The organism is Enterococcus sp. DIV2379, assembly GCF_050542965.1.
In the GTDB taxonomy this organism is placed as follows: domain Bacteria; phylum Bacillota; class Bacilli; order Lactobacillales; family Enterococcaceae; genus Enterococcus_D; species Enterococcus_D entomosocium.
Genome location: NZ_CP172938.1, coordinates 2,623,199 through 2,639,716, shown reverse-complemented (window position 1 = coordinate 2,639,716; position 16,518 = coordinate 2,623,199). Strand labels below are relative to the sequence as shown.

Genomic DNA, 16,518 nt, shown 5'->3' with positions numbered 1-16,518 from the left:
AATGTTAGAACGAGGCGTGCTTTTGGCGTTTGGTTTGCCGCTGATGATTGCCAGTTTACTGGTGACCGCAGATGTTTTTGTACGAAGTGTGCAAAAAATATCGGTTTCTCGTCCATTTAAGTATTTTATTATTGGTATTCTGACGTTTACGCATTTGTATTTTATTCTTTCTTTTTCAATGAATTCAGTTGGGTTTATCTGTTATCAATACACAACTGCTTTTATTGCGAGTCATTTTTTCTATGGTGATCGTGGCAAGATCTTGATTTTGATAACGCCGTGTATGGTCGTCTTTTATTTGTGGTTTGTCGGTTTTTCTGATGTGGGTAAAGCTTTTTATCTTCCATTATTCGGAGTGGGGATCTTTGTCCTTGATTTTCTTTTATCAAAAGTCAAGCTGATCCGTCCGCAACAGCAATTTTATATGATGTATTTTTTGACCTGCCTGCTCTCACCGCGTTTTTCGATGCTAGTCCATCATACGACGACCTATGACTGGGAAGCTATGCTGGCAGTATTTGTTGGTTCTTTCGTGCTGCTAGGAAGTTTTATGTGGTTGCATCGATTGATTGAGGGGCAAGAATACCAAGTACTGGCAGAGCTGGCGAATAGTAAGATCGATGCGTTGACCGGCTGCTTCAACTATGGGACCTATAACCAGGATCTGCTTCAAGCCGTTTCACAGAAAAAGACTGTGACGATCGCCATGATTGATCTCGATCACTTCAAAAAGGTCAACGACCGTTATGGTCATATCGCCGGAAATGAGTTGTTGAGAACCTTTGCCTCACGGACGACTACTTTTTTAGAGGCGCATTTTGCCGAGACCTATTCCTTTTATCGTTATGGCGGCGAAGAGTTCTGTCTCGTGATCGAAGGGGATGTCAAAGAACGGACCGTAGCTGCAATGACGACGCTGTGTCAAACCATTTCCAGCAGTATGTTTCCTGTGGCTAATTTTGAAAAAGGGACGATGTCTTTGTCTTGCGGCGTTGAAGCGAGCACCGTTTGTCATGGGGATATCTTGGCAGCCGTCGAAAGAGCCGATCAAGCACTCTATCTCGCAAAACAAAGTGGCCGAAATCGGGTGTGCACCTTGCCTGAGACGTAAAAAAATAATGGAAAAATAATTTACACAAATTCACAAAGAATTAAATTTTTATGCACAAAAAGTTAGTAATAATAAAGAAATAATGTTATTTATTTACAAAATATACATTTTGATTATTTTATTTATCTTGAGAATCTTCGCATATCAACAAAAAGATTGAAACTATGTATAATTTCTGGTAAATTATTCTAAATCAAGAGTGATAAAAACTGTCAATAATAAATAGTGATCCTTACTTGATGCTTTGTCCGCTTTTCCAATGAAATGTCTCTGGAATTGTCCCGTCGAATCAGCAAGTAAGGGTTCTTTTTTTTAGAAAGGAAGCACAGGAAATGGCAAATACGCTGGTTGTCAATACACTCGCAAATTTAGGCGCAATTATCATCAATATTTATTTGTTATTCAAAATCAGTGATGGCTTCGTAGGTCAAGGGACATTCAAAGCGAAACAGATCGCAGCGGCGATTGCTTGTGAAACCGTGGTGGGGATGCTGATGATGAATTTCTCTTACGTCGTATACGAAACGCGATTTGACCTGCGCTTTTTACTTTACGCTTTTTCCATGAAATATCTGGGGTGGAAGGTGACCGTACCGACGATGGTCAATCTAGCGTTAGGGCGTTTCTTGTTTGAAGTATCAAAATCTTCTTGGCTGAACTTATATCTTACGTTTTTTTTGATGGTGACACTGACATTTCTGCATGCCTGGGCCAAACGGCGATTTACTGACAAACAAGAGTTGTTCCTATCAATAACCTACTTGATCGCTATCTCCTTTCTTTTTGGTTTTTATTTGACGGGTGATATTCAAAAAACGACCCTAATTTATATAGTTTATGGCATTCTCGCCTATACGTTGGCGTTTTTCCTTTACTCGATAGTAAATGATATGCAGCGCATTTTGGCATTGGTCAAAATCGATGATCTTACGCAGTTGAATAACTTCCGTAAGTTTCAAGATGACCGCCAACGCCTAGATACGACCGATGTGGACTTATCGATCGCTTTGATCGATATCGATCATTTCAAAAATTACAATGACCGTTACGGACACCGTGCCGGGGATGTGATTTTGCAAGAAATCGCTCGTATTTTTTCGACCTACTGTACGGCGAGCAATCCGGTCTATCGCATCGGTGGGGAAGAGTTTGCGATCTTGATCCAAGGAGACGCACAGGCTGCTGCTTATCTCCTTGAAAAAATTCAAAAGCGCATCCGTTACCAAGAAATCATCTTGGATGCCGGTGATTCGGTCAGCATCACGTTGTCGATTGGGATCGCACAACGGCAAAGGGGTGAGTTGCTACAGCAAACGCAAGAACGTGCCGATCAAGCATTGTATCGAGCCAAGCGCAGCGGTCGCGACCAACTCTGTCTTTACTGATGGGGTTGGCTTCTTTTCTTTTTTTATTTTCAAAAATACTACCTTAAATGAGGGGCGCATATGGAAAATAGTTTAATCATGATTCCTTCGCTAGAACCGGACCACAAACTGCTGGCTCTGGTGGAGAAAATTCGTTTGCATAACCAGCACCTGCCGATTTTGGTCGTGGATGATGGCAGTGGGGCAGCTTATCAGCCCGTCTTTTCGGCATTGGAACAGAAGTTTGGTTGTCAGGTTTTGACCCATCCAAAGAATCAGGGAAAAGGCGCAGCCATCAAAACCGCTCTCATTGAAGTGCTGACAAACCAGCCAGCTGTTGAATTTATGGTGACCATTGATTCGGACGGCCAACATGAGTATACCGATATGATGGCTTGCTTAGCAAAGGCCCAAGCCCATCCGGACAGTATTATTTTAGGGACCCGATCCTTTGGCAAAGAAGTGCCTTTGCGGAGTAAGTTCGGCAACATTTTGACCCGAAATATCCTACGTTTAGCGACTGGTCTTGCCATCGAGGATTCGCAGACGGGCTTAAGGGTTTTCCCTCGGAAATTCATGACAGATTTGTTGGCGATCTCAGGTGAGCGCTTTGAATATGAAACGCGGATGCTGATCGAAGCCCAGAAACGGGGGTGGCCGATTCTCTCGCAACCGATCGCCACCATCTATATTGAAGAAAATGCCTCTTCCCATTTTCGGGTCTTGGCAGATTCCGTCGCTATCTATAGCGTCTTTTTGAAGTATTTGTTTTCATCTGTGGTCTCCTTTTTTGTCGATGTGATCGCTTATGCGTTATTGATCCATTTCTTGTCTGTCATCAATCTGTCCTCCATCGTGATCGCTTCGTTGGGTGCCCGATTGATTTCGGCGATCGTCAATTACTACATCAATCGCGAGCTTGTTTTTGGTCAACGGACAAAGAACAGTATGCTGCAGTATTTTTTATTGGTGATCGTACAGATTTTGCTGTCCTCTTTTCTCGTCTACCTGATTTATTTGATCCTACCGATCGGAGATTCTGTGTTGTTAAAAATAGGCGTCGATTGCCTGCTCTTTTTCTTTAGTTACCATGTGCAAAAAAATGTCATCTTTAAGGAGTGATTGAGATGGAACAAAAACGTTTGCCTTGGGCGAAAAAAGTCGTTTACTTTCTGGCGTTTGTCTTTTCGCTGATCTATTTATCATGGCGGGGGCTGTATACATTGCCATGGCACGAGTCTTGGTTTGCCTTGCTGTTTGGTTTGCTGCTTTGGGGCAGTGAGATCGTATCGAACTTTACGGGCTTGCTGTTGATTTGGAACAAAAACAAAGCAAAGCCCTTTGAAAAACCGGTCGTGCCAGAAGCCGACTATCCGGCGATCGATGTGTTGATTGCTACTCATAATGAAGAAGTGCCGCTTTTATTAAAAACGGTCAATGCGGCAGTTCATATGAAATACCCCGATCCCAAAAAAGTTCACATCTATTTGTCAGATGACACCAACCGTCCAGAGGTCAAAGCACTGGCAGATAAATTTGGCATCGGCTATATCGGATTGATCGGCAATCAGCATGCCAAGTCAGGCAATCTCAATCATGCATTATCAAAAACCAATTCGCCGCTAGTGGCGACCTTTGATGCAGATATGATTCCTTACTCAGATTTTTTGCTGGAAACAGTGCCATATTTTGTGGCAAATCAGCAGGAACGCCGCAATGACCAGACCATCAAACCGTTGGGCTTTGTTCAAACACCGCAAAGTTTTTACAACGCGGATCTTTTTCAGTACAATCTTTTTTCAGAAGCGGCGATCCCTAACGAGCAGGACTTCTTTTCCAGAGAAGTCAATGTTTTGAACAACGCCCATGATACCGCTATTTATACAGGTTCTAATACGGTGATTGCACGAGAAGCGATCGAAGCCGCTGGCGGATTTCCGACGGACACGATCACGGAAGATTTTGAATTAGGCGCCTTGATCAATTGCCAAGGTTATCGCAGTTTATCAACACTGCAGCCAATGGCCAGCGGTCTGTCTCCAATTGATATCCCAAGTGCCTTAAAGCAGCGGATTCGCTGGGGAAGAGGAGTGGTCCAAAGTGTCCACAATCTCCATCTTTTTAAGAATAAGACGTTGTCTTTGGCGCAAAAAATGGTTTTCTTAAACAGCTATTTGTATTGGTGGTCGTTTCTACGACGGCTACTATTTATTTTCGCGCCGATTTTGTACACCGTCTTTAATGTAAGGGTCGTAGAGACAAACTTTTGGGTCTTGCTGCTGTTTTGGCTGCCAAGCTATACGTTCTTGCATTTGGCGATGCAGGATTTGAGCAGTGATATTCGAACGCAGCGTTGGGGCGAGATCCAGGAAACGATTTTTGCACCTTACCTAGTGATTCCTGTCTTTTTGCAAGCCATTGGCATCAAAGAGACCCGCTTCAAGGTGACTAATAAAGCAGCAACTCAGTCTAAAAAAGACTTGTTGTTTGTGGTGCCGCATTTGTTGCTGTTGATTTTGACGATTATCGGCTTAGTGAAGTTTAATTACGGCAAATTCGGCTCAGAGATTTTCTACGGCAGTGTGTTGACCTTTTGGCTGCTGACCCATTTCTTTAACTTAACCTTTGCGGTCTTATTTTATCTCGGTCGTCCGATTTATCGAACGACGGAACGGTTCAGAGCCCATTATCCTGTTGAAGTTTCCGACCAAGACGCCAGCTATTCTTTGATGACAGAAAATATCTCAGAAAATGGCTTGTCCTTCGTTTCTGACGTTCCTCTTTATTTTCCGCCAGATGCGCCGCTGACTTTTAAAATCACCCGTAATGGCTACCAAGCAGAGATGACTGGAAATATTGTCCGCGTCTTTTCAGGCAAGGATCGTTGGGTCTATGGCGTTGCTTTAAACCAGTTGACAGAAAAAGATTACTTAGCCTATCTGCAGATCATTTATGATGGCTTCAATCAAAGCCTGCCGGTTCTGCGGGATCCGTGGATGACCTTCTTTGACAGTCTTTTTGAAAATCTCGGTAAGCATCTGCTGCAAGCCAAACAAAAGCCATTGCCGCCTCAACGAGTGCCCATACTGACCATTGATCAAAAATGGCACTTTGATGAAGGAACCTATGCGGTCACAATATTTGGTTTTGATCAGTTCACGTTGGCAAAAACAGAGGAGGTCGAGATGCCGGTCCATCTAAACTTACCGATCAGTAATCTTGTGCTTCACGCTGAAAAAGCGACGCTTCAGCCAAAAGAAAATCAAGTGATATATCAAGTAAGCAATCTTTCAGAGCTGCGTTCCACAGTAGCCCTCCAAGAATGGGTAGACAGCTTGCTGAGAAAGGAGGCAGACGATGATCGAGATCCTGCTGCGATTTAGTCTATTTGGTTTATCATTAGCTGGCTATGCCTATCTTTTTGTACGAGTTTGCCATTTTCCTAAACACATCAGCTGGATCGCTGCTTGCTGTTTGCCGATCCTCGTTCTTTCCTTTGTCGCATATGGTCCCAAAGGATGGTTGTTCTGGGGGGCCTGGGTTTTATTTGGTCTTGGCTTACTATTATGCGTTTGGCGTTTTTGGCAGGAGCGCTATCAGGTGCATTGGGGCTTGCAAGAGCCCATCATGCTGTGGTTTTACGGCTATTTTGCTTTGTTCGTTTTAACATTGCTTCACAGTCATTTGACCCACTATGACAACTTCTCCCATTGGGCGACGATCGTTAAATTCCTTTATACGCAGGGACAATTGCCAACGGCAGCCGATGCCATCATCAGTTTTACTTCCTATCCTTTAGGCAGCTCGCTATTTGTTACTTATACAGCGATCATCGTTGGCTATCATGAGAATGTCTTGCTGATTGGTCAATTGATTTTGATTTTCTGTAGTCTGTATAGTTTTTTTGCGATTATTCGTGATCCGAAAAGAAAGCTGGCTTTTGTCTTGGTCTTCACCAGCATGGCCGTATTCAATTATTTTAATATTGCGATTCGAATGAATAATTTGCTGGTAGACTTCATTCTTCCCGTTTTAACTTTGGCAGGCATCGCCGGGTTATTTTCCTTAAAAGGCAAAGTGCTGCCTTCAATCAGCTACTTTCTTTTGATTGGTGCCTCTCTTGATTTGGTCAAAAATAGCGCCGTCTTTTTTCTGCTGATTTTAGGCGGCTATTTACTAGTCTGCTTATGGCAAGCTTCGATTCGTTGGCGACAACGACTAGGATTGATGATTGTAGGGTTAGCTACCATTGGGCTATCTGTCCTGCCGGCGATTCTTTGGAACTTGCATGTCAAAGCGAATTTTCCAAAATCGAAGCATGAAGTCAGCGTGACCGCTTATAAACAGATTTTTGGTGAAAAGGATTCGCAGATACTGCAGCAGATTACGGATGTTTTTGTCAAAACCATCACGGATATTGCGACGATCTCCACGCAAGGGATTCTCTTGATCCAGGTCATCCTGTTGGGCAGTTGGCTATTTGTCCGATTTATCATGAAAAAACGCAATCCATTTTTAAAAGAACTGCTGTTGATCGATGGTATCATTGTGGGATATTATTTAGGAATCTATGCCATGTTCTTGTTCTCGATGCCCACTGATGAAGCACTGTCTTTGGCAGGGTTCGATCGCTATGCCTCAAGCATCGTGATTTTAGCACTTGGCTTAATGACCTTTTTCATGGTCCGAGGCATTGATCATTTGTATCATGAACAAGCAATCGACCGGCGAAACTACCGTAGTTTTGCCAGCTTGACCACGAAAAAAATCTATCAGTACAGCACCTTGATTCTGTTATTTTTTGCGACATTGCTGATCCTTTCAGAAAATAATGGCATGCGTTATACCAATCGTGAATATGCTGCTTCGATTCCAGCACAAGTTTCAGCCGTTACTGGCGATCACTTTGACCTAAACGAGAAAAAATATTTGGTGGTCAGTACTAACAAAGAAGCAGTAGATAGCTACTTAGTTGGCTATGTCGGCAAATATTACTTGTTTTCACCCAATGTCGATGGCCGAGAGAATTTCCTCTTATCAGATGCAGATTTTCGAACGCTACTAAAACAATACGATGAAGTCGTCGTCTTAGAAGAGCACTATACCTTTAATGCCATGACGAAGAAGCTAACAGGCAAGACCTTTGCCCCAGGCGTATATTCGGTGGCGGAGATTTTGGGGCGTTAAGGGAAGGAATTGCTCAAGCGTGTCTCGTTATTAGAGAATCAAAAGTTAAAATACCAATGAAACAGACGTATCGTTTGTTCATTGGTATTTTTTTTCTGTTCCCACTGAGTAATATCCTCTATACTATGAAAATACCAAAAGATATGTAAATAATCTGGATTAAACGAAAGGGTACACATGAATAAAAAAACGGCGCAATATTTTCAGTGCCTATGATTTACTGTAATCAATGCAGTAAAAGTAAGTGTTTTCATTTTTTTGAGAAAAAGCTACCATTAGAAATGTAGACGAGGTGAAAGTTTCATGATCAGTGAACGGGAAAAAGCAATTATTCGATATCTCTTAGAGAATGGACCAACAACGGTTGCTAAAATTGGGTTGCATATGTCGCTTTCGCAAAAGACAGTTTCGCAATCGCTAAAGAGAATTGATGAATTTTTGCAGGAAACAGCAATAAGGCTTGTTCGCAAACCTAGAGTAGGTGTATTTCTTGATGGCGATTCAGCTGAAATTCTAAAGTATCTTGATGGGAACGAGGAATCAAACTTACCGACGAGCAAAAAAGATCGTATTCAGTTTCTTTGCTTTGAAATACTGAAACAAAAAACGTATTTTACGCGTCAACAACTGCAAGATGCACTCTACATCAGTAAATCAACTTTAGAAAATGACATGGGGCAGGTAAGCGAGATCTTTCGTCATTTTAACGTTACGATTGAAGTTTTACCGGGGAAGGGTTCCTTTTTGAATTTGTCAGAACAAGAAAAACGTCGTTTAGCATTTGATTTGATCTACTATTTCTGGGGTGGAAATTGGAAAATAACACAAGAGCAGCAACGCTATTTGCATTCGATTCAAGGAATTCCTCAGTTTGTTAATGATTTTATTGACCTGACAAAAATTTCTTTAGTTGATACGCTCTTACAAGAGTATTTGAAAAAAGAACAAATTACGCTTAATGATGCTGCCTATCACTCACTATTGCTTCATCTAATCATCATGATTGATCGGGTCAAAGAGAAGAATTATCTGACTTTCGAAGAAAGAAGCCATCCTTTGATGGAGAATAGAGCTTTTTATCGATTTATCGCATCAATAGAAGAAACGTTTTCTCTGTCGTTGCCAGTTTCGGAAGTTCATTATATTTCGCTTCATATCTATGGGGATTCGTTGATGAAGAAGAATGACTCCGATGATTTGCTTGATGAAACGATACGAAAATTGATTCATGAGACGATCTCCCTACGCAATGAAAGTCTTTTGTTAGGATTGGTATCACATATCAAAGAAGCTATTTATCGCATTCAAAAAGGATTAGTCATTCATAACCCGTTTCTAAATGATGTGAAGAAGAATTTCCCTTTGTCTTTTGAGGAAGCGCTTCGATTAGCTCATGCCTTAAATTGGCAGTTTTCGATTTCGATCCCCGAAGATGAGGTTGCTTTTCTGGCCGTACACATCCAAGTGATGAAAGAACAGCGAGAAGAAAAACAACCGCAGAAAGTGAGTGTCTTATTAGTTTGTAGCAGTGGGAAAGGCACTTCACAACTATTAGCTGCTCGCATTCGGAGAAATTATGAGCAAATCGATATTTCCAGAATTCTTTCTATTCAAGAGTTGATTCAGACCAATATTTATGAGGACTTGATTTTATCGACAGTGGATTTAAAAATCGATTCGATTCCAACAATCAATGTTTCACCTGTACTGAATAAAGATGAGCAGCGAAAAATAGAAACCTTTTTAAAAAATGTCGAAGAAAAGCAAAATGGTTCTTTCAGTCAGTTTGCGAAACTGATTCACGAGGACTTGATTTTTTTAGATCATCATTTTGAAAATTATCAAGAGGTGATTACATTTATTGGAGAGCAGTTGGTTACTCGTGGGTATGTGATCGAGGAAATGATTGATTCTTCCCTAAAAAGGGAACAGCTTTCCTTTACTTCTTTTGGACGATTCGCAACGCCTCATGGGACGCCAGAATACGTGAAAAAATCAGCGATTGTATTTTTACGTCTTAATAATGAGATCCACTGGGGAGAAACAAAGGTGAAATATGTCTTTTTCATCTGTATCAAGGATGAAACTGTACAAGACCTTGAGGAAATCTATGACACGATGCTTAATGTGATGGAATCAGATGAACGAACCTTCCTCCTTAAAGGGACGAAAGATGAATTAAAAAAGTATTTACAAGGGGGAACATAAAATGAATATAGAAACACTACTACCTTTTGAACATATTGTTCTTGGTCTAGAGGCAACCACTAAAGAAGAAGTGGTCCGTCAATTAGCAAAAATATTAGTAATTGAAGGAATCGTTCAATCCGAAAATGAGTATGTTCAATCAGTCATGGAAAGAGAAGATCACTCGACCACAGGAATAGGCAATAATATAGCTATCCCTCATGGAAAAAGTCGTGCAGTTTCTGAACCCGCAATCGTTTTTGCTCGGTTAAAGGCACCATTAGAATGGCAATCTTTAGATGATGAACCGGTAACGGTTGTGATTATGCTTGCTATTCCTGAAGAACATCAAGGAGACACCCATTTACGGATTTTATCAGAAATTGCCATGAAATTGATGGATGAAGACATCACAGAAGCGCTGAAAAGCGAAACAGATAAAGAGATTATCGCGAAATTATTAAGCGAATAAAATGGAGAAAAGGGGAAAGACGAATGAAGAGAAAAATTATTGCAGTAACGGCGTGTGCCACAGGAGTTGCTCATACCTTTATGGCGGCACAGGCGCTAAAAAAAGCAGCAGCGAAACGTGGCGATTTAATCAAGGTTGAGACACAAGGAGCAACAGGTATCGAAAATGAATTGAACGAGCGGGATTGTCAAATTGGGGAAGTCGTGATTTTTGCCGTTGATACGAAAGTGAGAAATGAGGAGCGTTTCAATGGCAAAATGATTCTCAAAGTCCCGGTAGCAGCCCCTATAAAAAACGCAGAAAAAGTAATTGAAGATGCATTAAAGCTGATTGATCAATAAAGAGGAGGAAAATCAGATGAAAAAGTTGGCAAGTGAAATGAAAAATCATGTTTTAACAGGAATATCTTATATGATTCCTCTAGTGATTGCCGGAGCAGTTATCATGGCGATTTCTCGAGTAGGTGGATCAATATTTGGGATTGTTGATATTTGGGACGCCTCTCATGGAGAAAGTGCGAATACGATTATCCGATTACTCCATAGTTTAGATGGATTCGGTGGCATTGCGTTAGGACTGATGTTTCCCGTAATATCGGCATTTATTGCTTATTCGATTTCCGATAAGCTAGGGATTGCCCCTGGTCTTGTTGGAGGTATGTTAGTAAAAGACATTAACGCAGGCTTCTTAGGCGCAATTGTTTCAGGGTTGATCGCTGGGTACATCTGCTTGTGGATCAAAAACCATATCAAACTGCCAAAATCGATGGCATCGGTAGTTCCAGTGTTCTTAGTTCCTGTTTTAGGTACTTTAGTCACTGTCCTACTTGTGAACTATGTGATCGGTACACCATTTGCAGCTATCAATGTGGGCTTAGAGTCATGGTTGAACGGATTGAGTGGCGGAAATGCGGTCGTGATGGCGGCAGTTGTAGGGGCAATGGTTGGATTTGATCTTGGAGGGCCAGTAAATAAGGCAGCTGTGACAACCGCGATGGCTTTATTGACAAGTAACGTTTATGCACCAAACACTGCAGCACAAGTGGCGATTATCATTCCGCCAATTGGTTTAGGATTAGCGACTGTTTTTGCAAAGAATAAATACAATAACGAACTAAAAGAAGCAGGAAAATCGTCGATCATTATGGGACTAGTAGGTATTTCAGAAGGAGCGATCCCATTTGCGGTGGAAAATCCACTAAAAGTGATCCCAGTGAATATGATTGGTTCAGCGATTGGTTCTGCAATGGCTGTAGGTCTAGGAGCGGTCAATACAGCGCCAATCTCTGGTTTTTATGGTTGGTTCACCGTAGAAAAATGGCCACTGTATGTTTTATCGATTGCTACTGGCTCATTATTCATTGCGATTTGTACAAGCTTCCTACGTTCAAAAGATGCGGGGAAAGAAACAGATGCCACGATGGAAGAGTTTGACGAAGCGGCTTGGGAAGAGCAGTGGGAAGCATAGCTATGACAAATGTACACATAGTAAACCACACCCATTGGGATCGTGAATGGTATTTTACTTCGATGGACTGTGTCGTTTTGAGTGACCAATTATTTAGTGATGTACTAAAAGAACTAAAGAGGCAACCGACTGCTTCTTTCGTGCTAGATGGACAACTGTCTATTCTGGACGATTACTTAGAACTCTATCCTGAGCGCTTGACTGAGGTCAAAGAGTTGATCGCCAATGGTCAATTGTTCATCGGTCCTTGGTACACCCAAACAGATGCCTTTTTCGCTTCTGGTGAGTCCATCATTCGAAATGCCATGATTGGTATATTTGATAGCAAAAAATATGGCAGCTATATGCCGATCGGCTATTTGCCAGATACATTTGGTTTTAATGCTCAAATGCCAACCATATTGAACGAAGTTGGACTTGATAACATTATCTTTTGGCGAGGCATCGATTTAGGGGAACAGGTCAAATCCCCTTACTTTAAATGGACGAGTTTAAGTGGGCGAGGTTCACTGTATGCGGTGAATTTTCCTCAAGGATATGGTGCACAGCAGCAATTGGAGCCAACGAGCAGTTATGTAGATGGCAGACTCGATAGAGGTGTTGATTTTATTAAGAGCTACGCGAATGAACCTGAAATCTTGATTCCAACTGGAAATGATCAGTTAGGCATTGTTTCTGCCATAGAAGAAAAACTAACGAAAATCAATCAGCTTGGAAAATACAAGTATCAATTGAGCACCTATCCAGCATTTATGGAGATCGTCCGTCAAAAAGAACTGGAAGTTTATCAAGGAGAGTTTCGTGCACCGGTTTTTGCACGGGTTCACAAAACGATTGGTTCTGTACGAATGGATCTGAAACGTGAGATTTTTCGATTAGAAAACAAATTAGTTTTAGAAATTGAACCAATGTTAGTTATTGCGAAAGATTTAGGGATCGAATTAAGCAATCGCTTGCTAATGAAAGCATGGAAAAAGTTATTTGAATGTCAAGCCCATGATAGTTTGGCAGGCTGTGTATCAGATAGTGTTGCACAAGATATCAGTCATCGGGTAAAAGAAATCAGTGAGATTTGTGAGAGCATTGAAAATTTGATTTTAAAAAGAATCAGTGAAGGACTCGCTTTACAAGCCAACCAATTTCTGATTCTTCATCCAACACCAGTGCCATTTCAAGGAGAGAAATTAGTTAAGATCGTATCCAGAACCAACAATATCAAGGTTATTGGAGCTGATTCATCTGTACTTGAAGCAGTGTATATCCCAAGCAGGAAAAATATTATGGAAGAAACTCCGGCTGGCAACCGTTTTATTGAAGAAGAGGGGTATTATCTGTTAACCGTTCAAGTGACCTGTGCCTTTTCAGGCCTTGGTTATCAAGTCCTTACATTTGAAGAGCAAGAGACAACTCCCGATTCGTCTTTAGATCAAAACACATGGATTAGAAATGGAAAATACATGCTTTCCTTTGAAGACGGCCATCTGATTTATTCAGATGGAAAACAACAGATCGTGGATTTCTTGTCGATCATCGATGATAGTAATGCCGGTGATACGTATGACTATTCGCCTATTTTGAATGATCAACCGATAACGCTTCGTTTTGCCAGCTGCAAAGGGAAGCAAGAAACATTGGCTTTGGAAGGAAGTTTACAGCTACCGTATACGATCGAAGAACGGATGAAAGGAATCGCCACCAAAACATTCGCTTATACATTGACCCTCCAACTGACAAAAAATGGTGAGGTAAACGCAAAGCTACGTTTTAAAAATACGCTTTTAAATCATCGGATTCGAGTGAAAGCTCGATTAAACAAGCCGATAGAAAGAGCGGTTGCGGCCATTCAATTTGGCTATCTTGAAAAAAGAAATCAAACACTGGAAAATTGGCAAGAAAAATATGCAGAAAAACCTGTCAATATTGAACCATTTGAAAAACAAGTGGTTGTTTATGATCAAGAGAACGCCCTCGTTTTTTATAGCGAGCAGAGCAAAGAGTATGAATATATCGATGACTCCTTATATGTAACAGTACTAGCTACAACCGACTCTCTAGGAAAACCAGATTTGTTGTATCGACCAGGTCGTGCTTCTGGCGATACAACCAAAAAGGGACATATTATGATGGAAACACCTCTTGCTCAAATGGAAAACTATGAGATGGTCTTCGATTTTTCCCTAAGGGTCGCATCAACAGCTATTTCTGAAGAGTTGTTGGCTACTTGGAAAACTGTTAAAGAACAGCCATCGATTTCTTATCAATTGCAAGATTTGAATTACTTTATTTATCGTATAGACAATAAAATTCAAAAGCGCATTGATCCATTATCTCTGACCGACATGTCTCTTTCTTTGTTGTCTTGCAGCTTAGAACCAGGTGTGGGAGTCAGTGCGCTCCATAATGCGTATTACTCTGAGGGAATCGTTGTCCGTTTCGTCAATTCAACGAACAAAGAACGTCCTCTTGAGCCCAAAAGATTATTTAATGGGTACGAATATCAGCGAATCAATGCCTTAGAAGAACCGCTTGAAGCGGATCATATCATCCACGCTTATGGAGTAGCAACCTATTTATTAACTAAAAACTAGGAATAAAGAACACAAAATTTGTCGAGAAGGAATTGCTTCTGTAACGTTTTCCTCTACAAGATTTTGTGTTCTCGCTTTTTTACAATATTTAGAAGGAGTTTTTATGTCCGTACAACTTTTATTGCTTGCCTCACTGCCTGCACTAGGATGGGGCTTAATGCCAATCGTCGCTAAATTGATGGGAGGAAAATCAGAGGAACAACTGCTAGGAACAACAATCGCAGCCTTGATTTTCGGTAGTGTATTTGGTTTCTTGAATCAAGTGAGTTATGCCATGGTGCCATTTTTCATCAGTTTATTATCTGGGTTTTTTTGGGCTTGCGGACAATACTTCCAATTTCTCGCTTTGGAGAAAGCGGAGGTTTCTAAAGTAATGCCCGTCTCCGTCGGGACCCAATTATTATTTGTTACATTAGCATCTGGCTTCTTTCTCAAAGAATGGACAGATTTAACGACTGTAATTTTCTCAATCATGGCATTAGGAGTCATTCTAACTGGTGTTTTCCTTGTAACTAAGACAACTCATCAGCAAACAGGCTTAACACAGCAAGTACTTCTTTATCTATGTTGTTCTTCAGCTTTTTTGATGCTATATGTGACAGTCACTGGTCTGTTTCAGATAAGTGGCGCACAGATTTTCTTGCCTCAGGCAGTAGGGATGTTTCTCGGGGGAAGCGTAATTTCCTTGAAAAGTAAGCAACAGTTGCGTTTCCGCAAAATAATCCACAATTTAGGTACTGGTAGCACATGGGTTATCGCGAATACTTCGTTATTCGCTGTATCGTCTTCTTTAGGTGTAGGCGTAACCTATTCATTTTCTCAAATGAGCTTACTTGTTGCTACTTATGGAAGTATTGTCCTCTTAAAGGAACAAAAAGTTGGCAGAGAAAAGCAATTTGTAGCTCTTGGTAGCTTGCTCTATATTGTTGGTGTATTAGGGATGAGTTGGTTGAAATAACTTTGCACCTGAGCAATTTTAGTTAGTGATCATTAAAGTAGCAGATAACAGTTTAACCAATAAAGAACTTATCTTAAAAATCAAAGAGTGGGTAACCACTCTTTTTTTTGTTTAGAACATGAATATTTAACTTATGCCACATTTTTTTATTTAAGCAAGTAGCGACATAGAATCATTTTTTCTTTTTTGGCGTATGCCCATAATACAATTTGTATTTTTTATAGAAAAAAGTGATATTGGTGAAACCTGCTTCAGCCGCACATTGGGTGATTGGTTTGGTGGAGGAAGCAATTAAGTTGTGGGCGAGATTCAATTTCTTTTCGATAATCAATTCGGTCAAATTTTTACTAGTTTCTCGTTTGATCAATGCACTTAAATAGGAAGGAGAATAGTTAAAAAGGGTGGCGAGTTTTGGCAAAGTAACCGTTTGGAAGTTCTCTTCGATATAGGTCAAGATCGCTAGAATGTGCTGTTTTTTTGCCGCTTCTTGCTTGTTGGTCTGATAGTCGAACTCACGTACGAGAAAAGTGAAAAGAATGGCTATTAGATTGCTGATGATTCGTTTACTACCAATGGCTTTTTCATAAGTTTCTTTCAGCATTTCTTGAATCACAGCATGGATCCGATCATCTTTATTGTTCTTAAAGACAATATATTGGTCATGCGCGTGCTTGTCTGACAATGCAGTCAGAACAAAATCAAGCACGACCCCTTCATTAAACTGTTCTCGACTAATCAATTGAGCGAAATAATCCCGCTTGATCAAAAGATTGATCAAAACATCGTCTTCACCAGTCATTTCAATCGAATGGGGAATTCCGGTATCAATCAGACAAATTTGTCCTTTTGTCAGCGTAACTTTCTGATCATCGATCAATTGGGTGCATGTTCCTGAGTAGATATAATTTAATTCGATAAAACTGTGGTTATGATAAGGAACTGGACTGAAGCGGCTTTGCTTTAACAGAGTAAAGTTTTCTTGTTCTTCCATCAGATTATCGAATAAGTAAACTTGTCGGCCATTGATCATCACTTTTTCCAGCTGTTGATAATAGTCAGAAAGGTGGTTTGGATGGTCTCTGTGATAGCATTCCCGCTCAGATAACTGAAAAAGCTTTTTTTCCATTTCTTCGGTTGTCATTATGATCTCCTCCTTTCGTAAATCTAAAAATGTGATAATTATC

General features: G+C 40.8%; 12 protein-coding genes. 11 read left to right on the top strand and 1 reads right to left on the bottom strand.

The window, feature by feature from the left end; all coding sequences use genetic code 11:
• Position 1: 1 nt before the first annotated feature.
• From IGI92_RS12060 to IGI92_RS12010, 11 genes are all read left to right on the top strand, one after another.
• Positions 2–1,111, top strand: coding sequence for a GGDEF domain-containing protein (locus IGI92_RS12060; protein ID WP_086332617.1), 1,110 nt, complete (start codon positions 2–4; stop codon positions 1,109–1,111).
• A gap of 332 nt (positions 1,112–1,443) precedes the next feature.
• Complete coding sequence (locus IGI92_RS12055; RefSeq protein WP_016612596.1) at positions 1,444–2,496, top strand: GGDEF domain-containing protein; 1,053 nt, start codon at positions 1,444–1,446, stop codon at positions 2,494–2,496.
• A gap of 60 nt (positions 2,497–2,556) precedes the next feature.
• A complete protein-coding gene (locus tag IGI92_RS12050) occupies positions 2,557–3,597 on the top strand; it encodes a bifunctional glycosyltransferase family 2/GtrA family protein (RefSeq protein ID WP_086332616.1) in 1,041 nt (346 codons plus the stop codon).
• 5 nt (positions 3,598–3,602) lie between these two features.
• Positions 3,603–5,858 (top strand): glycosyltransferase family 2 protein, encoded by a 2,256-nt coding sequence (locus IGI92_RS12045; RefSeq protein ID WP_301389212.1) that lies wholly within the window; start codon positions 3,603–3,605, stop codon positions 5,856–5,858.
• Positions 5,833–7,662, top strand: coding sequence for a lantibiotic ABC transporter permease (locus IGI92_RS12040; protein ID WP_301389213.1), 1,830 nt, complete (start codon positions 5,833–5,835; stop codon positions 7,660–7,662). Before IGI92_RS12045 ends, IGI92_RS12040 begins: the two co-directional genes overlap by 26 nt.
• 303 nt (positions 7,663–7,965) lie before the next feature.
• Complete coding sequence (locus IGI92_RS12035; protein ID WP_061053126.1) at positions 7,966–9,870, top strand: BglG family transcription antiterminator; 1,905 nt, start codon at positions 7,966–7,968, stop codon at positions 9,868–9,870.
• 1 nt (position 9,871) lies between these two features.
• The gene (locus tag IGI92_RS12030) at positions 9,872–10,321 is read left to right on the top strand and encodes a PTS sugar transporter subunit IIA (RefSeq protein ID WP_005234407.1); all 450 of its coding nucleotides are present in this window, start codon (positions 9,872–9,874) and stop codon (positions 10,319–10,321) included.
• Between the two features lie 23 nt (positions 10,322–10,344).
• Positions 10,345–10,662 (top strand): PTS fructose transporter subunit IIB, encoded by a 318-nt coding sequence (locus IGI92_RS12025; protein WP_005234408.1) that lies wholly within the window; start codon positions 10,345–10,347, stop codon positions 10,660–10,662.
• Complete coding sequence (locus IGI92_RS12020) at positions 10,652–11,788, top strand: PTS fructose transporter subunit IIC (protein WP_082741519.1); 1,137 nt, start codon at positions 10,652–10,654, stop codon at positions 11,786–11,788. Before IGI92_RS12025 ends, IGI92_RS12020 begins: the two co-directional genes overlap by 11 nt.
• Before the next feature lie 2 nt (positions 11,789–11,790).
• Positions 11,791–14,376, top strand: a complete 2,586-nt coding sequence (locus tag IGI92_RS12015; RefSeq protein ID WP_139960534.1) for a glycoside hydrolase family 38 C-terminal domain-containing protein — start codon at positions 11,791–11,793, stop codon at positions 14,374–14,376.
• 103 nt (positions 14,377–14,479) lie between these two features.
• A complete protein-coding gene (locus IGI92_RS12010) occupies positions 14,480–15,334 on the top strand; it encodes a GRP family sugar transporter (RefSeq protein WP_301389214.1) in 855 nt (284 codons plus the stop codon).
• A gap of 172 nt (positions 15,335–15,506) precedes the next feature.
• Here the strand turns inward: IGI92_RS12010 and IGI92_RS12005 are convergent, their stop codons facing one another.
• Entirely contained in the window at positions 15,507–16,475 is a 969-nt protein-coding gene (locus IGI92_RS12005; protein ID WP_008380931.1) for an AraC family transcriptional regulator, read from the bottom strand.
• Between the last annotated feature and the right edge of the window lie 43 nt (positions 16,476–16,518).